This is a genomic window from Paraperibacillus marinus (assembly GCF_046237605.1).
Taxonomy (GTDB): Bacteria; Bacillota; Bacilli; order Bacillales; family DSM-1321; genus Paraperibacillus; species Paraperibacillus marinus.
Genome location: NZ_CP143542.1, coordinates 1,073,893 through 1,092,746 on the forward strand (window position 1 = coordinate 1,073,893; position 18,854 = coordinate 1,092,746).

The following is an 18,854-nucleotide window of genomic DNA, read 5'->3' on the forward strand; positions in this document are numbered from 1 at the left end:
ATTACAGATTGATAAGGACAGGGTTATTCAAAGCATCATCATGCTTTGAAATTGAAAAGGAGTGACAGACTTGAGTAATGGAAAAATCATTGTAGTCGGCGGCGGTCTTGCCGGCTTAATGGCTACTATAAAAATTGCTGAACAAGGCTATAAAGCAGAACTCTTTTCAGTGGTTCCGGTTAAGCGTTCCCACTCAGTTTGTGCCCAGGGCGGCATAAACGGGGCAGTTAATACAAAAGGGGAAGGAGATTCTCCTTATATTCACTTCGATGATACCATCTATGGAGGAGACTTCCTTGCAAACCAGCCTCCGGTAAAAGCGATGTGTGAAGCTGCTCCATCCATCATCCATATGTTCGACCGAATGGGTGTCATGTTCAACCGAACTCCGGAAGGACTGCTTGACTTCCGCCGCTTCGGCGGGACGCAGCATCACCGTACAGCCTTTGCCGGCGCCACGACAGGACAGCAGCTGCTTTATGCTCTTGATGAGCAGGTGCGCCGCTATGAAGTGGCCGGCCTCGTCACAAAATACGAGGGCTGGGAATTCCTTGGTGCTGTGATCGATGACGAAGGCGTCTGCCGCGGCATCACCGGCCAGGACCTTAAGACGATGGAAATCAGGTCATTCTCTGCGGATGCCGTCATCATGGCAACCGGGGGACCTGGAATCATCTTTGGAAAATCCACTAACTCCATCATCAACACAGGATCAGCTGCTTCCATCGTATACCAGCAGGGAGCAATCTATTCTAATGGAGAATTCATCCAGATACACCCTACAGCCCTCCCAGGCGACGATAAGCTCCGCTTGATGAGTGAATCTGCCCGTGGAGAAGGCGGACGGGTATGGACATATAAAGACGGCAAGCCATGGTATTTCCTTGAGGAAAAATATCCTGCCTATGGAAACCTGGTTCCGCGTGATATCGCAACGCGTGAGATCTTCGATGTCTGCGTGAATCAGAAGCTCGGTGTTAATGGCGAAAACATGGTATATCTTGATCTTTCCCATAAAGATGCAAAAGAGCTTGATATCAAGCTTGGCGGCATTATCGAAATCTATGAAAAATTCATGGGAGAAGATCCAAGGAAAGTGCCTATGAAAATCTTCCCGGCTGTCCACTATTCAATGGGCGGACTATGGGTCGATTATGATCAAATGACAAACATCCCTGGACTGTTTGCTGCCGGAGAATGTGATTATTCACAGCACGGTGCCAACAGGCTTGGTGCAAACTCCCTTCTGTCTGCCATCTATGGAGGCATGGTCGCAGGACCTAATGCATTGAAGTATGTGAAAGGACTTGCAAAGGGCTCTGATGATATCTCTGCAACTGTATTTGACAGCCATGTCAAACAGGAAGAAGAAAAATGGAGTTCAATCATGTCTATGAATGGAACGGAAAATGCATATGTGATCCACAAGGAACTCGGCGAGTGGATGACTGACAATGTAACGGTAGTACGCTATAATGACAAGCTCCTTGAAACAGACGCTAAAATCCAGGAGCTTCTGGAACGCTATAAAAATATCAATATCAACGATACAGCAAGATGGAGCAACCAGGGTGCATCCTTCACCCGCCAGCTGCAAAACATGCTTCAGCTCGCAAGGGTCATCACGCTCGGTGCCTACAACCGTAACGAAAGCCGCGGAGCCCACTTCAAGCCTGATTTCCCAGAACGAAATGATGAAGAATTCATGAAAACGACCATGGCCAAATTTACAGATTCCAGCTCTGCTCCTGAACTTTATTATGAAGACATCGATGTGTCGCTCATTAAGCCAAGGAAAAGAGACTATTCAAAGAAAAAGGAGAGTTAAGGCATGGCTGAGAACAAAACAGTCCGTTTTATAATAACCCGCCAGGATCAAACTGAATCAGCCCCTTATCAGGAGGAATTCGAACTTCCTTATCGTCCGAATATGAACGTCATTTCTGCTTTAATGGAAATCCGGAGGAATCCGGTTAATGTAAAGGGAGAAAAAACGACGCCGATCACCTGGGATATGAACTGTCTCGAGGAAGTGTGCGGAGCCTGCTCCATGATCATTAACGGGAAGCCCCGCCAGTCCTGTACGGCGCTTGTCGACCAGCTGGAACAGCCGATCCGCCTTGAGCCGATGAGGACATTCCCGGTTGTCCGCGACCTTCAGGTGGACAGAAGCAGGATGTTTGATTCATTGAAAAAAGTAAAAGCATGGATCCCAATCGATGGAACTTACGATCTAGGACCAGGACCGCGCATGCCGGAAAGAAAGCGCCAATGGGCATATGAGCTCTCGAAGTGCATGACATGCGGCGTCTGCCTGGAAGCGTGTCCGAATGTGAACAGCAATTCCGATTATATCGGTCCTGCACCATTGTCACAGGTTAGACTTTTCAATGCGCATCCGACTGGCGAAATGAACGCGCCAGAGCGCCTGAATGCCATCATGGGAGACGGCGGACTCGCAAGCTGCGGGATGTCACAGAACTGTGTGGAATCCTGCCCTAAGGGTATCCCGCTTACAACCTCCATCGCAGCGCTTAACAGAGATACAACTATCCAGTCCTTCCGCAATTTCTTCGGAAGCGACCAGTAAGAAACAGAAGGTCCCCCGCTTAGCCGCGAGGGGGCTTTTTTTATCGGGGGGGGGGTGCCGGGACTGTCATAAAAAGGCTCTGTTTCTAAAAGATTGCTCTTTTCTGATGAGTTCTGTGAGGAGATTTAATTATTTTGCAAAGTAGACTTTTGCTTCAGGCGCGAGACTCCTGATCCGGCTCCCGTGACTTTCGACCTTCAAGTCATAAGTCAAACAGTATATGGGAAGAAGACCGCTTGATCTGCGGAAAGCGCTGCCTGCAGCGGGAATCCACTTTCTTGTTTAACAGCTGCCATGTACGCGAAAACAGCTTATAAAAATATTGATCATTCTGCTTCTAAAATCTTGTTTCGTCCTGTAAAATGAATGAATATCCATTCATTTTTAGGAGGAAGAAAAGATGCCCCGTATGACGTATATTGATAACTTGGAGGAATGGAGCCGTTCTTTTCATTTTTCGCATGATGTTTCCATCCGATTTTCTGAAACCGATATGTTCGGCCATCTGAATAATACCGTTCCATTTACATATTTTGAAGAAGCGCGGATTGAATATCTCAAGGCGGCCGGCTTTATGGATAAATGGCTTGATCCAGAATTCGGCCTGATTCCGGTAGTCGCCGACCTGCAATGCGACTTCCTCACACAGGCTTATTTCGGGGAAAAACTCAGCATCCAGGTAAAAGCACATTCAGTCGGAAATGCTTCTGTGGACATCCATTACCGGGGTGCACGGGAAGATGGCACCACCGTATTCACCGGACGGGGGGCTGTCGTGCAGGTATCCCGGCAGACGGGAAAGCCGTTTCCCTGGACAGAAGAGGACAGGCAGAAGCTTCGTGAGGAAGTGTTCAGCTTAAAGTAATTCCCGCACTTTTTCGGGTTAATGTTCATCCAGCCTTCATAGATTAGATTAATTCATCTTTTTTAATGGCTTCTTCCCTATATCCAGTCACTTCCTATATACTCGGTACATAAGATATCTTGACTAAATATATACCCATTCCTAGGTGATAGCTGGTAAAGGCAAGGAGGGTTACCATACTTGAAGGAGAACGAATATACTCATAAGCCATTGCTCACCAAACGAGAAAGAGAAGTATTCGAGTTGTTAGTGCAGGATAAAACGACGAAAGAGATCGCAGGTGAGTTATTCATCAGTGAGAAAACGGTAAGAAACCATATTTCAAACGCAATGCAGAAGCTTGGCGTCAAGGGGCGGTCTCAAGCTGTAGTTGAGCTCTTGCGTATGGGTGAATTAAAGCTGTAGCTATACATCCCATCTGGCTGTCTGCCTCTTGGCTTGTCACTTATTGATATAGTTAGAAAAAGCAGTGAAGCAAGTGCCGCAGGAAAAGCTCCTGGCGGTCCAGGCTTTCCTGCTTATTTTTTTGAAAACGCAAATCCGTTTAAATGCCTTGAAATTTAGACCTTTTTGATTCACAATAATGGAATAGCAGATACAATAATTTTAAGGTCCCAGGATGGAGCTGTAGATGATGAAGGTTGAAAAAGAAGCCAATCCGGCATTGGTTGTTGATATAGAAAAAGATCTAAGGTATATCTCGGCTATTATCAAGCAGAAGGGCAGAGATATTCTAAGTCATTATCCCATCACTCTTCCGCAGTTCTATGCGCTTCAATGGCTGCTTGAAGAAGGAGACATGACTATAGGAGATCTCTCAAATAAGTTATTCCTTGCCTGCAGCACAACGACTGACCTGGTTGACAGGATGGAAAAAAGCCGGCTGGTCATGCGGGTCAAGGATACGAATGACCGCAGGGTGGTCAGGATTCATCTCCTTGAAGAAGGCAAGAAAATCATCGATGAAGTGATCATCAAGCGCCAGCAATATCTGCAGAATATATTTGAGAAGTTTACCGGACAAGAAGTTGAGCTTTTAAAAACAAGCTTAAGCAAATTACACCAAGAAATGAAGCATGAATGAGGCGAGTGCATTGAAACAAGCAATTGGAGTCATCGATTCCGGTCTCGGCGGTTTGACCGTTGCCCGGGAGGTAATGAGACAGCTGCCGCATGAAAATATAATCTATCTGGGTGACACGGCCCGCTGTCCATACGGACCGCGGCCGATGGAAGAAGTGAAATTATTCACATGGCAGATGACGAGATTTCTGCTCAAACGTAATATCAAGATGCTGATCATTGCCTGCAATACTGCAACCGCAGCTGTGCTGGATGAAATCAGGAATGAGCTTTCCATCCCAGTACTGGGTGTCATTTACCCTGGGGCGAGGGCAGCCCTTAAACTGACCCGGAATCTCCATATCGGTGTGCTTGGGACAGTCGGGACTGTCAAGAGCGGGGCATATGAAACGGCATTAAAAAATATTAATCCACTCACTCGGGTGGAGAGCCTGGCTTGTCCCAAATTTGTATCCATCGTGGAGAGCGGCGCCTTCAAGAGCCCGATCGCTAAAAAGGTAGTCGCGGAAACGCTGCGGCCGCTAAAGTCAAAGAAGCTGGACACCCTTATCCTTGGGTGTACCCATTATCCGCTCCTTGGGCCGGTCATCAGCAGCTATATGGGAAAAGGCGTCGAGGTGATTTCTTCCGGCGAAGAGACAGCGAGCGAAGCAAGTGTTATCCTTCACTTTAATGGCCAGATGAATAAAAGCACCGAACCGCCGCTTTACGAATTTTATACAACAGGATCCAAGGATATTTTCCAGGACATAGCCTCAGAGTGGCTGGAGCGGGAAGTTGAACATGTAGAAACGGTAAAACTAGAGTATTAGGCCTTTCCCTGGCATGCACGTCATGCTTTAAGGGACAGGCTTTTTTTGTTTTCCGGACTTTCCTGCAGTCTGTCCAATATTTTTTTATGGCGGGGGTCTATTTTTTATCCGGGGCTCGTATAAATTGTAGTACAAACTGTCTTTGGAGGGATAAAAATGTCCAGGAAAACAAAAACGGCAATTGCATATACGGTTCTTGCTTCTACTGTCATGCTCTCAGGCTGCGGGCTGTTCGGCGGGGAAGATAAGAAAATCGACGAACCGCAGGATTTGACTTACTTGAAAGATGCTTCGGAATTAAAAGAAAAAGACAAGTCTAAAGAAGCTAAAGAAGCAAAGGCAGATATGAAGACGGAGCTGTATCTGTTCGATAAAAATGGTTATGTAGTTCCCCAGACCCTGGTTCTCCCTGCTTCCGAAGGTGTAGCCAAACAGGCCCTTGAATACCTGGTGGCTGATGGACCTGTCCAGGAGCTGCTGCCCAACGGGTTCAGGGCAGTCCTCCCGGCCGATACCAAGATAGACCTGGATGTGAAGGATGGAGTGGCCACGGTCGACTTTTCAAAGGAATTCAAGGAATATAAGGCAGCTGACGAAAACAGAATCCTTCAGTCCATCACATGGACACTGACGCAATTCGATTCTATCAAGAAGGTTTCCCTCAAGCTGAATGGCAAAGAGCTTACTGAAATGCCAGTCAACCACACCCCTGTCTCCAAATATCTTACCCGGTCTGCCGGCATCAATATCGATACCACAGGTGTTACTGATATCTTCAATTCCAAGCCTGTTACAGTCTATTATCTGGGCGGAGAAAAAGAGGATTATTACTATGTACCTGTGACAAAACGCATTTCGGGAGCAAGCAGGGATGCGGTCACGGCTGCTGTCAATGAGCTGGTCAAAGGTCCTGCCTTCACATCCAAGCTCCTGACTGACTTTGACCCTGAAATCGCCCTGCTGGAAGCCCCGAAAGTTGAAGATGGAAAAGTCACTTTGAATTTCAATAAAGCGGTCCTGAGCAGCAAGAAGGATAATCAGGTCTCAAGCTACCTCCTTGATTCTCTCGTCCTTTCCTTGACCGAGCAGAAGGACATCAAAAGCGTGCAAATCATGGTAGATGGCAAGGAAAAGCTGACAACTGAGGGAGGAAAAGAAATCACCGCCCCGGTAACAAGGCCGGAAAAAGTCAATACGGGCAGTTTTTAAAATGGTTTTTTTGATATACTAAATAGGGAAAGAAACCAGGAGGCGGGCATGTTCCGCCTCTTCATTTTATTGAACAGCATCTGCCATAAAACCAGGAGGTATCATCATTTTGAGAATAGATGGAAGGCGGAATAATGAATTACGCCCCGTACATATGGAATTGAATTATATCATCCACCCTGAAGGCTCCGTCCTGATCGAGGTGGGCGGGACTAAGGTAATCTGCTCTGCAACCGTGGAGGAGCGGGTCCCGCCATTCTTGCGGAACCAGGGAAAGGGCTGGATTAACGCTGAATATTCCATGCTTCCGCGGGCAACCGAACAGAGGACAATCAGAGAATCTTCAAAAGGGAAGGTCACCGGCCGGACCATGGAAATCCAGAGGCTGATCGGCAGGGCCCTGCGCGCCGTCGTCAAGCTCGAGGACCTCGGCGAGCGCACCATATGGATAGACTGTGATGTCATCCAGGCGGATGGCGGAACAAGAACAGCTTCCATCACCGGTGCATTCACGGCCATGGCGATAGCCATCCACAAAGTCCAGCAGGAAAAAAAGCTTGCCAAATTCCCGGTCAAAGACTTCCTGGCCGCAACAAGTGCCGGCATTATCGGCGATGGAAATGTTGTGTTAGACTTGAATTATAAAGAAGACTCACAGGCTTCTGTCGATATGAATGTCATCATGACCGGAAGCGGAGAGTTTGTCGAATTACAGGGAACCGGTGAAGAGGCTACCTTCACATACAGCCAGCTGCAGGAAATCCTTTCTGTCTCAAGCGAAGGCATTCAGCAGCTTATCCAGATCCAGAAGGAAGCCCTCGGAGAAATCGCCGGTAAAATAGGTAAAGGGTGAGGTTGTTTTGAAAACAGTTTTGATTGCAACGAAGAACAGGGGAAAAGCCAAGGAATTTGAAAGCCTGTTTGGCTCGAAAGGATATAAAGTCCTTACACTCCTCGATATACCGGATGCACCGGATGTAGAGGAAACAGGCTCAACATTTGAGGAGAACGCTATCATTAAGGCAGAAGCCATTGCCCGGGAGGCCGGCCATTTTGTGGTGGCCGATGACTCTGGCCTTGAAGTGGATGCGTTGGACGGCCGTCCCGGCGTCTATTCAGCCAGATATGCAGGGGAAGAAAAGAATGATCTGGCGAATCTTGAGAAAGTGCTGTACGAGCTTCGGGAGGTTCCGGATGAGGAGCGGAATGCCCGCTTCTGCTGCGCACTTGCCCTCGCATCCCCGAACCGGGAAACCATTACTGTCTTCGGTACATGTGAAGGGAAAATAACCCGGGAACCCAGGGGAGAGAACGGATTCGGGTATGATCCGATTTTCCTCGCTGATGAATACGGAAAAACGATGGCCGAGCTCCAGGCTTCTGAGAAGAATAAATTCAGCCACAGAGCTCATGCCCTTAAAAAGCTCGAAACGGTCCTCGACGAGTTCCTGGCAGGTGAAAAGTCATGATGAAGGCGCTCATTGTCAGTGACAGCCACGGCCTTTCAGACGAACTTCATATGCTGAAGGAAAGGCATTCAGACAGTGACCTGCTCATCCACTGCGGCGATTCCGAGCTCGAACCCGGGGACGCAGCCGCGGCGGACTTCCTGATGGTGAAGGGGAACTGCGACTTCACTGAAGGCTATCCCAACAGCATCACGAAAGAAATTGGCGGCTTCAAATTCTTAATCACCCACGGCCATCTTTATAACGTAAAAATGACCGTGGACAGCCTGATCTATAAAGCAGAGGAAGAGGATGCCGGGATCATTTGCTTCGGCCACTCACACCTGGCCGGATCCGAAATGATCGAAGGCAGGCTCTATATTAACCCAGGCAGCATCCGCCTGCCGAAGGGCATCAAAGAAAAAACTTATGCCGTATTAGAAGCCGGCAGCACCACCGTGAAGGTACAATTCTACAACCTGGAAGGAAATCCACTGGAATTCCTAACAAACACTTATCAATTCGAGTAAAACTATGTATAATAAACCAGGGAGACCGCCCGTAAAAATCTCCCCGGTTTTTTATTAAATACAGTTGACTTTTAAATGCTATGGCACTATAATAAAAAATGTCCTAAAGAAAAGGGAAGAAAAATTACCCATAATGCTTAAGATGTCCCAGCAATGTGAATGGTGTGCTTAGGCAGGGACAAAGGTAATAAAAGTACCACCTATACTTTTATATGTCCCAGTAGCTCAGCTGGATAGAGCACGACCGAGTAAGCAGCGGAGGGACGCATCAGCGCACATGCCGAGCCGCAACTTGAATAGCTTTCTGAGGCAGGGGCGACGGTAACACATGCAAGACATATAGCACCACCTATACTTTTATGTCCCAGTAGCTCAGCTGGATAGAGCACGTCCGAGTAAGCAGCGGAGGGACGCATCAGCGCACATGCCGAGCCGCAACTTGAATAGCTTTCTGAGGCAGGGGCGACGGTAACACATGCAAGACTTATAGCACCACCTATACTTTTATGTCCCAGTAGCTCAGCTGGATAGAGCACGACCGAGTAAGCTACGGAGGGGACGCATCAGCGCACATGCCGAGCCGCAACTTGCACAGCTTTCTGAGGCAGGGGCGACGGTAATACACGTTAGACTTATAGCACTACCTATACTTTATATGTCCCAGTAGCTCAGCTGGATAGAGCAACGGCCTTCTAAGCCGTCGGTCGGGAGTTCGAATCTCTCCTGGGACGTCATCTGAAAACGCCTATTATCTACTTTAGATAATAGGCGTTTTTATTGTTTCTGAAAATCTCAAATATGTTTATTTACTTTGGATTCCTAGAGAAAGGATTGGATAATGGCCATAACGATCTATCCTGCTCTCATAATCATTCTTAGAACCTCGGCCAAGTGTACGTTATCAAAATGAATATGTTTGACTTAGTGGTGACTGTAGCGCTTGGTTCTACTATGGATACCATATTATTGTTTTCGCCAGTTACATTCCTTGAATTACAGCCATCCTCATACTTGTATTCATGCAAATATGCCGCAGCCTGGCTGCAGGTCAGGTCCAGGAGATTTGCAAAGGTTATAAATGGAGAGCCTCAGCTGCTTTTTTACAGCGGCCATTATTTAGAAGGTGCCTTGAAAGTCGAAAGGGTAAAAATGGAAGAAATGAGGCAGGCTGTGTGAAACAGCGGATGTACATCAACGGAAGGAATCGAGGCAGTCGTTCTTGAAAAGGATGGTTCACTATCTTTTATGAAAAAAGTGAATAAGACAGCGATAGAAGATGTTGTGGGTATGGATCAGTTTTAACAGATTGATCCCTTAAGCAATTTATAGGAAGATCTCCACGAGTACAAGCTGGTATGATACCAGCCTTATTTTTTTGCCCTGGAAATATAGTTTGGCGAGTAAATTTATTAAAACGGCGAGTAAATGAGCCGCTTCGGCGAGTAAAATTAAAAAACGGAGAGTAAATGTTGAGTTTTGGCGAGTAAAATATAAAAAACGGCTAGTAAATATTAGAAAACAGCGGGTAAGGGTGTGGATAGAAGAGATTATTAAGTCAATTAGAGTTAAGTTGATTATAAATCGGTGTGTGTTGACGGGACGGTATTATTTTTTTGTAAAAAAGAACCTAAAAATATAAAGAATAACTATATTTGAGAATCAGCCCCTTAATTATTTATTATTATTACAAAAAAGGTATTTACTGGTAATGTTTTGTCATTTAAAATAATTTTAATGGTAAAAATAATTTGAATGATTCTCGATTTGGAGGTTAATTATGCTGACACTGTTCAAAAATCGCTCCTATTTAAAGCTTTGGCTGTCCCAGGTTGTATCCGAGCTGGGAGATGGGATGACATCGCTTCTGGTTTTGTATCTTGCTTCAAAACTCTCGGATCATCCTCTGGTATACAGCATCATCCTGATGGCAAGGCTGCTGCCGAGTCTTTTGTTCGGAACATTTGTAGGACCTATCGTTGATAAATATTCTAAGAAAAGCATTTTGGTTCTGGCTGATGTATACAGATTTTTAATTATTCTCTGCATGATTTTCTCGCAGTCTTCTATTGTTCTGCTCGTCTTATTGACTTTCCTGCTGGGAATCGGAACCGTCTTTTTTGAACCTGCCAGATCGGCAAGCATTCCCCGGATTATCCGTGAGGACCAGATTCCAGGGGCAGTCAGCCTTTCACAGTCGACTATGATGGCGGTATCGATCATCGCCCCTTCAATTGGAGGAGTCCTGCTTTTCACCCAGCACTACACACTCATGCTTCTTTTAGATTCGGCAACCTACATTATTTCTGCAGGAATATTACTGTTTATCACCATACCCCATGACACTGCCTCAACGGATACACAGCAGCAGCTTTCCTACCTACAATCTTTGAAGACCGGCATGAACTCCATTTCTTCCAGTCTTGTCTTAAAAAGCCTTTTTATATTCCTGATTGCGGCTATCTTTCTATTCAGTTTACTAAACACAAATATCTTTCCGGTTTTATTGGATGAGTTCAAAGTGGGGGAACTGCATTTTGGCACGCTGCAGACTGTATTAGGTTTGACAGCAGTCGCAGGATCTCTGTGTGTGCCCGCCATCATGCGGCGCATTAGTGCAAGGAAGCTGATGATTTCGACTTTCCTTATTCTTGGCATCATGTGCCTTCTTCTGGGACCTGTTTATCATCTGAAACTGGAAGCTGGTTTATTCCCTTTATACATATGGGCTGGCATAATCGGTTTCACCAATACATTCATAAACATTCCGGTTAACAGCCTGCTGCTGCAATCAGTTCCGGCCGACGTGCTCGGCAGGGTCAGCGGCATATTGATGACGGTCATGGCATTATTCAATCTGGCCGGCTTGTATCTCGGAGGGGCGGCAGCGGGGCTCATCGGACCAATTGAGGCCATTGGAGGAGCAGGAACCTTGTTTTTGGTATTCGGTATATTCTTTCCCATTACGAAGTATTACAAATCGCTCACTCATTCGGGTAAGGAGGAAAGCAAGCAAGCAGCCGTTTAAAGCACATCAGCGCTTTTCCTGATGTGCCGGCTATTTTTGATTCTTTTTAAGCGGCTCACTATTATAGGCAAGAAGTGCGAAGATATATTCCTTGGTATCATGAGCGGGTTTTTGGTCTCTGCTCTTTATCAATCGTGTGATTTCTCGATGAACCTGATGCCATTCGTCCATAGTTAAATTCACTTCAACCTCAGAAAAAACAGCATTTGACTCAGTCAGCCCATCCGGATTTTCAAGGTCGCTCTTCAAGGCATCAATTCCTTGATTAAAAGATATTAAGATATGATTGATCAAAAAGTCTTTATTCTCGACAGCAAAGTCCCCTTCAAATGAAAAGCGGAAGTCCTTGCTGTATAGGTGTGCGGAAGAATAATATTTCTCCATGAAATTATTGACCATTTTTTCTTCTGTTATTTTAAGCAAATCTAATTCCAGCAGTTTATTTATATGATAATAAAGCCTGGTCGGTTTTTCGTTGAGTTCGGCTGCCGCTTCTTTTACCGTTTTAGGGGAGTACTTGAAGCTTTTGATGATTCTGTCCACTTTTGGGTCAAACAGCAGCTTGGCAGCTTCTAATTTTTTGCTCATTTGTTTTCACCTCAATGTAAATATATCAGAATTTCCATTTAATTTATATTGCCGGGCAGCTGGATGTTCCCCATTGAAAAATAGACCAAAAGATTCATAGACGTACGGAGTATTCCTGACTATGATTATGGGGAATATCGTCACATCATAGGAGGTTCGGCTTGAAAAAACGACAAAAATTGTATTCTGGAATTTTGGCGGCAATGGTCAGCCTGGCAGGAGTTTATGGCGGAGGTTTCGTGAAGCCTAAGGAGGTCCGCGCTGCAGATCCGGTGCATACCTTGACCTTCGGCAATAAGATTCAGCTGAAGACTTTATTTTATCCTTACCGGGACACCGGGGCTGTCTCGAGTGCTTCGGCCCGGGGTCTTCAGGGGATCACGCTGGATGGATCCTCAAATATATATCTTACTTATAGCACAGGCGACAAGACACGCTATGGCTATATCTATAAATACAGCAGTTCAAAGAAGCTGCTGAAGGTGAGCAAGCTGCTGACGATCGGCCATGGCCAGGCGGTTTCTTATAAGAACGGCTATTTATATCAGCTCGCAGATATAAAGGGGCAGACGAATTATTATCTGTACAAAATCAATCCGGACACCCTGACAGTAGTGAGGAAGTGGAAAGTTCCTTCAACTATCCATCCCAATGTGATTGCAATGAAGGACAGCAGTACGGCGATCGCAGTGTCGAAATCAGGAGATGGGTATGATATCAATAAAATCCATCTTGGCTCAGGTCCTGACGCCACAAGGGACTGGCGAGAAAAAGTGCATATCAAGGGAATGATCGGCAAGACAGTCAATAAAGAAATCCAGGGGTTCGCCATGGGCAATGGCCTTTACTATCTCCTCTCAAACGGAGAATATGCTGCCTTTAAACCTGACGGGACTTCACTTAAGCGTGTGTCCCTAAATACATCTAGGGAGCCGGAGGGCATTGCTGTTAACAGCCAGGGCAAGATCCTGATCAGTTTCAATAAGGTGAATGAAGTGTTCCAGCAGAAATAATCGTAATCAGAACAGCGAGTCCGGCGGGATTGGCTGTTCTTTTTTTAGGATTCAACGTCCCGTACCGGTTTTTACAGAAATATGGACCAAAGGAAAATGAGAATCTTTCTTTCTGCTTTTTCAGTCGGGGGTATTAATTGACTAGAAAAGCTTTTCTGCCCAGGACCCTGTCAGAAGCCCGCTTAAAAACCACGCATTTTAAAGCGTTAAAGCATGTGAGCGATAGGTTGAAGAGTCTTTTTCAAAAGTATTCTAATAAAATTTTTGCAAAGAAAATCTTCCACTTTATGCATGTTTTTGACAATAAAATCATTATTCTATGCAAAAAAAATTTTTATAAATTTATAAATCCTTTTATATCAGTCATGTAAGCGGATACAAACAGTTTAATTAATCTAAATAGTCTAAATATTTTAATAAAAAGGATTGACTCCCTCTTGCATAGGGCGTAATATAGTCCACAAATATAACTTGGTCCTGGCGGAACAGCCGGGCCGGCCATGAAACGGCCATATGAAAAAGCAATGAAGGGGATAAGTAGTCTATAAGACAAGGCAGGCACAGAGAACCGGGTCAGCTGGAAACCGGTACTGCCCTTAGGATGAACTCACCCCTGAGTGCCAGCTTAAACAGGATTTTCCTTAGTAAGGCTGGCCGGGTGATGCACACCCGTTATCAAAACGGGGAAGCCTCGAAGGCTCCCCATGAGCTGCGCGCGGATCCCGCGCGAACCAGGGTGGTACCGTGGATAAGGTCTTAATGCCTTTTCACCCCTATATCTTCTGCTTTCACGCAGAGAGTATAGGGGTGAAAAGGCTTTTTATTTTTTAAAACAGTAAGGAGGAAGAGAAGTGCAAAAAGCTGTTCTTGCAGAACGTAAAGGCGATGCATTGAAAATAAGCGGTGCAGAGCTGCTGATGCATAGTTTAAAACAGGAGAATGTGGAAGTGATTTTTGGATATCCAGGCGGTGCGGTTCTTCCGATTTATGACAGTCTTTACGATGCAGGAATTCCTCATATACTGGCAAGGCATGAACAGGGTGCAATCCATGCTGCTGAAGGCTATGCAAGGATAACAGGAAAACCGGGAGTCGTCATTGCCACTTCCGGCCCCGGAGCGACAAATATCGTGACCGGGCTCGCGGATGCATTGATTGATTCAATCCCGCTTGTCGTGTTGACCGGCCAGGTTGCCACAGGGGTCATCGGGACAGACGCCTTCCAGGAGGCAGATATACTAGGCATTACCACTCCGATCACCAAGCATAATTACCAGGTAAGGGACCCCAGGGATTTCCCGAGGATCCTGAAGGAGGCCTTTCATATAGCATCCACAGGACGTCCGGGACCAGTGCTGATCGATGTTCCGAAGGATATGGCAGTCCTTGCAGCGGAATTGGATGAAGACCCGGTTGTCAATCTGCCAGGCTATCAGCCTGTTACATCACCAAACTTCCTGCAGACCAAGCGTCTGGCAGAGGAGATTGCGAGAGCTGAAAGGCCGGTCATCCTGGCGGGTGCAGGTGTGCTGATATCCAAAGCGCACGAGGAGCTGAAAAGCTTTGCAGAGCAGTACCAGATCCCGGTGGTGCATACCCTGCTCGGGCTCGGCGGCTTTCCAGCCGACCATCCGCTGTTTGTCGGGATGGCAGGGATGCACGGGGTGTACGCCGCCAATATGGCCCTTTCAAAATGTGACTTACTGATTAATGCAGGCGCAAGATTTGATGACCGGCTTACTGGGAATCTGGCTCATTTCGCACCATATGCTACTGTCGCTCACATTGATATCGACCCAGCGGAAATCGGGAAAAACGTCCATGCGCATATCCCGATAGTCGGGGACGCAAGGGAAGCGCTGAATATGCTGAATGGCCTTGGGGGCAACAGGGCACAGTCAGCCGAGTGGATCAGACAGCTGCAGGATTGGAACAGCGAATTCCCCCTCCGCTATGAAAGGGATGCATCCAGCTTGAAGCCGCAATATGTTTTTCAATTATTGCATGCAAAGACAAATGGCGATGCCATCCTGACAACAGATGTGGGGCAGCATCAGATGTGGGCCGCCCAATATTACAAATTCAATAAACCGCATGCATGGGTAACTTCAGGCGGACTTGGAACGATGGGATTCGGGCTTCCGGCCGCAGTCGGGGCACAGCTGGCGAAGCCGGATGCTGTAGTAGCCGCGGTAGTCGGGGATGGAGGCTTCCAGATGACCCTGCAGGAGCTCGGCATAGTTGCCGAACTCGGCCTGCCGGTAAAGGTAGTCATCATTAATAACCAGGCCCTCGGCATGGTAAGACAGTGGCAGCAGACATTTTATCAGGAGAGATACTCACACAGCGTGTTCAATTCACAGCCATCCTTCGCAAAACTTGCGGAAGCATATGGCATTAAAGCATATACCATCAAGTCAGAAGCCGAGGCGGAGAAAGTAATGGACGAAGCGTTCGCTTTTGACGGCCCCGTCCTTATGGATTTCCATGTCACACAGGAAGAAAATGTGTATCCAATGGTCGCTCCGGGGAAGGGGCTCCACGAAATGGAGGGGGTTTGAACCATGAAGGGAATTATAACCCTCACCGTAATGAACCGGCCGGGGGTATTGAACCGCATTACGAATTTGTTTTCAAAAAGAAGCTATAACATTGAAAGCATCACGGTAGGCAGCTCTGAAAAGCCGGATATCTCTAGGATCACAGTCGTGGTCCAGGTGGAAAATGAAAAAGAAATCGAACAAATGACAAAACAGCTGAACAAGCAGATTGACATCATCAAGGTCACAGACATCACAAACCAGTCCATAGTAGCCCGGGAACTGGCGCTCATCAAAGTTTCATCCACCACGGGCACCCGGGCAGATATTTACTCATTGATTGAGCCGTTCAGGGGTTCTGTGGTTGATGTAAGCAGGGAAAGCCTGGTGATCCAGATTACAGGCGAATCCGGAAAAATTGATGCCTTTATCGAGCTGCTCAAGCCCTATGGCATTAAAGAGCTTGCCCGGACAGGGACTACAGCTTTCCAAAGGGGAACACAGAAGATCCAGCCTGCAGGCAGAAACGCTTCAATTGTATAAAAATTAAACACTAATAAGGGAGAGATTGAAATGGCTAAGATGTATTACAATGGGGACGCAAATAAGGAATACCTAAACAATAAAAGGATCGCTGTGATCGGATACGGCTCTCAGGGCCATGCACATGCACAAAACCTTCGGGATTCAGGCTTTGAAGTGATCATCGGGCTGAGGAGGGGCGGGTCCTGGGAAAAAGCAGAAAGCGATGGCTTTGAAGTATACAGTGTCAAGGAAGCGGCTGAACAGGCAGATGTGGTGATGATCCTGCTGCCGGATGAAAAACAGACCCAAGTATATGGGGAAGAAATCGAGCCGGTGCTCCGCGCAGGACAATCGCTGATGTTTGCTCATGGATTCAATGTTCATTTCCATCAGATTGTGCCTCCGGCTGGCGTGGATGTGCTGCTGGTAGCGCCGAAGGGCCCGGGTCATCTCGTTAGGCGCACATATGAAGAAGGTGCAGGAGTTCCGGCTCTTTTTGCCATCCATCAGGATGTGACCGGTGAAGCGCGCGAGCTCGCACTTGCTTACGCATACGGCATCGGTTCCCTGCGTGCAGGAGGACTCGAGACTACATTCAAGGAAGAAACAGAAACAGATCTTTTTGGAGAACAAGCGGTGCTCTGCGGAGGGCTGACGTCCCTTGTGAAGGCCGGGTTTGAAACTCTTACAGAAGCAGGCTATCAGCCGGAACTTGCCTATTTTGAATGTCTCCATGAGCTGAAGCTGATTGTGGACCTGATGTATGAGGGAGGACTTGAGGGAATGAGATATTCCATCTCCGATACCGCTCAATGGGGTGATTTTGTTTCCGGTCCAAGAGTTGTAAACGAAGATGTGAAAAAGGAAATGAAAAAGGTGTTAACAGATATCCAGGAAGGAAGATTTGCTAAAGGCTGGATCCTCGAGAACCAGGCTAACCGTCCGGTATTCAATGCCGTCAATGCAGCTGAAAGTGAGCATCCGATCGAAAAGGTCGGCCGTGAGTTAAGGGCAATGATGCCATTTGTAAGAAGGAATGGGTCTGATAAGAAAGAAGTGGCTGCCATTGCGGAAAATTAATATATTTGACACAACTCTTAGAGATGGTGAACAGTCAGCTGGCGTAAATCTGAATTTTTCTGAAAAGATAGAAATTGCAAGGCAGCTGGAGAGGCTCGGCATCGATATAATGGAAGCCGGTTTTCCTGCCGCTTCAAAAGGGGACTTCGCTTCAGTAGCGGAGATTGCCCGCATCATTAAAGGCTGTTCGGTTACCGGGCTGGCAAGGTCGGTACAAAGTGATATGGATGCCGCCTGGGAGGCGTTGAAGCATGGGGCAGAACCCAGGCTTCATGTCTTCATAGCCACCTCCCCGATTCACAGACAGTTCAAGCTGAAGCAGTCAAAGGAAGAGGTTGTTGAGACTGCGGTAAGGGCAGTGGAATATGCTGCTGCAAGATTCCCTGTAGTTCAGTGGTCCGCAGAAGATGCATGCCGGACTGAACTGGATTATCTTGCCCATATAGTGGAAAAAGTGATCGCGGCGGGAGCGAGAGTGATCAACATTCCTGATACCGTTGGATATATCACACCAGTTGAGTATGGTGCCATCTTCCAATACTTAAAGGAAAATGTCCCTTCCATTCATAAAGTGAAACTTTCGGCACATTGCCATGATGATCTTGGGATGGCTGTGGCAAACTCCCTTGCAGCAGTAGAAGCGGGAGCAGATCAGATTGAAGGGACCATCAATGGAATTGGCGAGCGTGCAGGCAATGCGGCCCTTGAGGTCGTAGGAGCAGCCCTTCATACCAGGAGCAGCCATTATCATGCTGAAACCTCCATGAATCTTAAGGAAATCAAGAGGACGAGCGATCTTGTCAGCAGGCTGACGGGAATGATCGTTCCTCCTAATAAAGCAGTGGTCGGGAGGAACGCCTTTGCACATGAGTCGGGCATCCATCAGGATGGTGTGCTGAAGGAAAAATCCACATACGAAATCATCTCGCCTGAGCTTGTGGGTGTATCGGAGAATTCAATGGTGCTCGGCAAGCACTCGGGGCGCCATGCATTCAAAAACAGGCTCACCCAGCTGGGGCTGTCAGTGTCCGAGGATGAGGCCAATAGATTATTCGTCACCTTTAAGGCACTGGCAGATAAGAAGAAAGAAATGACGGATGATGATCTGGCAGCCCTTGTGCTTGAAGAAACTATGAATAAGGAAGGGAACTTCTTCCAGCTGGATTCCATCCAGGTTTCATATGGCACAAGCCAGGTGCCGACAGCTACCGTTTCCCTGAGCGGGGTCCAAAATGAAAAGATTCAGCAGGCCGCAACAGGGGCAGGGAGCATAGAAGCCTTGTATAATACGCTTGAAAAATGCATTGAAGGCGGAGTCCATCTGCTGGATTACAGGATTCAATCCGTAGGGGCCGGCAGGGATGCCCTTGCCCAGGTGTTTGTGAAGATGAAATACAGAGGCCAGGAAACAAGCGGGCGCGGGCTGGCACAGGATGTGCTGGAAGCCTCGGCGAAAGCCTATCTGAACGCGGTAAACAGAGTGATCTTTGTACAGGAAAGAGCAGCTGTACTGAACGCATAAGCATATCAGAAAGGGGATGCCATG

18 protein-coding genes and 1 tRNA gene are annotated in these 18,854 nt (G+C 47.1%); 18 read left to right on the top strand and 1 reads right to left on the bottom strand.

The annotated features are described in order from the left end of the window. Positions 1–70: 70 nt before the first annotated feature. The 13 genes from sdhA to V1498_RS05465 all read left to right on the top strand — a co-directional run bounded on the left by sdhA (position 71) and on the right by V1498_RS05465 (position 11,562). Positions 71–1,828 carry a succinate dehydrogenase flavoprotein subunit gene (sdhA, locus tag V1498_RS05405; RefSeq protein ID WP_409297337.1) on the top strand — a complete coding sequence of 586 codons (1,758 nt, stop codon included), beginning with the start codon at positions 71–73 and terminating at the stop codon, positions 1,826–1,828. Positions 1,829–1,831: 3 nt separating this feature from the next. Further along, the gene (gene sdhB / locus V1498_RS05410) at positions 1,832–2,590 is read left to right on the top strand and encodes a succinate dehydrogenase iron-sulfur subunit (protein WP_409297338.1); all 759 of its coding nucleotides are present in this window, start codon (positions 1,832–1,834) and stop codon (positions 2,588–2,590) included. 400 nt (positions 2,591–2,990) lie between these two features. Next, a complete protein-coding gene (locus V1498_RS05415; RefSeq protein WP_409297340.1) occupies positions 2,991–3,455 on the top strand; it encodes an acyl-CoA thioesterase in 465 nt (154 codons plus the stop codon). A 180-nt stretch (positions 3,456–3,635) separates the two neighbouring features. Next, positions 3,636–3,860, top strand: coding sequence for a helix-turn-helix domain-containing protein (locus V1498_RS05420; protein WP_026693730.1), 225 nt, complete (start codon positions 3,636–3,638; stop codon positions 3,858–3,860). Between the two features lie 226 nt (positions 3,861–4,086). Then, positions 4,087–4,539 carry a MarR family winged helix-turn-helix transcriptional regulator gene (locus V1498_RS05425; RefSeq protein ID WP_409297342.1) on the top strand — a complete coding sequence of 151 codons (453 nt, stop codon included), beginning with the start codon at positions 4,087–4,089 and terminating at the stop codon, positions 4,537–4,539. A gap of 10 nt (positions 4,540–4,549) precedes the next feature. After that, entirely contained in the window at positions 4,550–5,350 is an 801-nt protein-coding gene (racE, locus tag V1498_RS05430; RefSeq protein WP_409297343.1) for a glutamate racemase, read from the top strand. 156 nt (positions 5,351–5,506) lie between these two features. After that, the gene (locus V1498_RS05435) at positions 5,507–6,559 is read left to right on the top strand and encodes a GerMN domain-containing protein (protein ID WP_409297345.1); all 1,053 of its coding nucleotides are present in this window, start codon (positions 5,507–5,509) and stop codon (positions 6,557–6,559) included. 109 nt (positions 6,560–6,668) lie between these two features. Further along, positions 6,669–7,412: a ribonuclease PH gene (gene rph, locus V1498_RS05440; RefSeq protein ID WP_409297346.1), complete on the top strand. Its 744-nt coding sequence runs from the start codon at positions 6,669–6,671 to the stop codon at positions 7,410–7,412. A 7-nt stretch (positions 7,413–7,419) separates the two neighbouring features. Beyond that, positions 7,420–8,028 carry an XTP/dITP diphosphatase gene (locus V1498_RS05445; RefSeq protein WP_409297348.1) on the top strand — a complete coding sequence of 203 codons (609 nt, stop codon included), beginning with the start codon at positions 7,420–7,422 and terminating at the stop codon, positions 8,026–8,028. After that, a complete protein-coding gene (locus tag V1498_RS05450) occupies positions 8,028–8,537 on the top strand; it encodes a metallophosphoesterase family protein (protein WP_409299162.1) in 510 nt (169 codons plus the stop codon). Before V1498_RS05445 ends, V1498_RS05450 begins: the two co-directional genes overlap by 1 nt. 657 nt (positions 8,538–9,194) lie before the next feature. Further along, positions 9,195–9,268, top strand: a tRNA-Arg gene (locus V1498_RS05455). A gap of 175 nt (positions 9,269–9,443) precedes the next feature. Further along, positions 9,444–9,713, top strand: coding sequence for a hypothetical protein (locus V1498_RS05460; RefSeq protein WP_409297350.1), 270 nt, complete (start codon positions 9,444–9,446; stop codon positions 9,711–9,713). A gap of 601 nt (positions 9,714–10,314) precedes the next feature. Next, on the top strand, positions 10,315–11,562 hold the full coding sequence (locus V1498_RS05465) for an MFS transporter (RefSeq protein WP_409297351.1): 1,248 nt from the start codon (positions 10,315–10,317) through the stop codon (positions 11,560–11,562). Positions 11,563–11,592: 30 nt separating this feature from the next. On the opposite strand, the gene V1498_RS05470 is transcribed toward V1498_RS05465, so the two are convergent. After that, positions 11,593–12,150 carry an ArsR family transcriptional regulator gene (locus tag V1498_RS05470; protein ID WP_409297352.1) on the bottom strand — a complete coding sequence of 186 codons (558 nt, stop codon included), beginning with the start codon at positions 12,148–12,150 and terminating at the stop codon, positions 11,593–11,595. A gap of 161 nt (positions 12,151–12,311) precedes the next feature. On the opposite strand from V1498_RS05470, the gene V1498_RS05475 reads away from it, so the two are divergent. From V1498_RS05475 to V1498_RS05495, 5 genes are all read left to right on the top strand, one after another. After that, positions 12,312–13,163, top strand: coding sequence for a hypothetical protein (locus V1498_RS05475; RefSeq protein ID WP_409297353.1), 852 nt, complete (start codon positions 12,312–12,314; stop codon positions 13,161–13,163). A gap of 851 nt (positions 13,164–14,014) precedes the next feature. After that, a complete protein-coding gene (gene ilvB / locus V1498_RS05480; RefSeq protein ID WP_409297354.1) occupies positions 14,015–15,724 on the top strand; it encodes an acetolactate synthase large subunit in 1,710 nt (569 codons plus the stop codon). Between the two features lie 3 nt (positions 15,725–15,727). Beyond that, entirely contained in the window at positions 15,728–16,246 is a 519-nt protein-coding gene (gene ilvN, locus V1498_RS05485; RefSeq protein ID WP_409297355.1) for an acetolactate synthase small subunit, read from the top strand. A 30-nt stretch (positions 16,247–16,276) separates the two neighbouring features. After that, the gene (gene ilvC, locus V1498_RS05490) at positions 16,277–17,308 is read left to right on the top strand and encodes a ketol-acid reductoisomerase (protein ID WP_409297357.1); all 1,032 of its coding nucleotides are present in this window, start codon (positions 16,277–16,279) and stop codon (positions 17,306–17,308) included. Beyond that, positions 17,295–18,830, top strand: a complete 1,536-nt coding sequence (locus tag V1498_RS05495; RefSeq protein WP_409297358.1) for a 2-isopropylmalate synthase — start codon at positions 17,295–17,297, stop codon at positions 18,828–18,830. Before ilvC ends, V1498_RS05495 begins: the two co-directional genes overlap by 14 nt. The last annotated feature ends 24 nt before the right edge of the window (positions 18,831–18,854 follow it).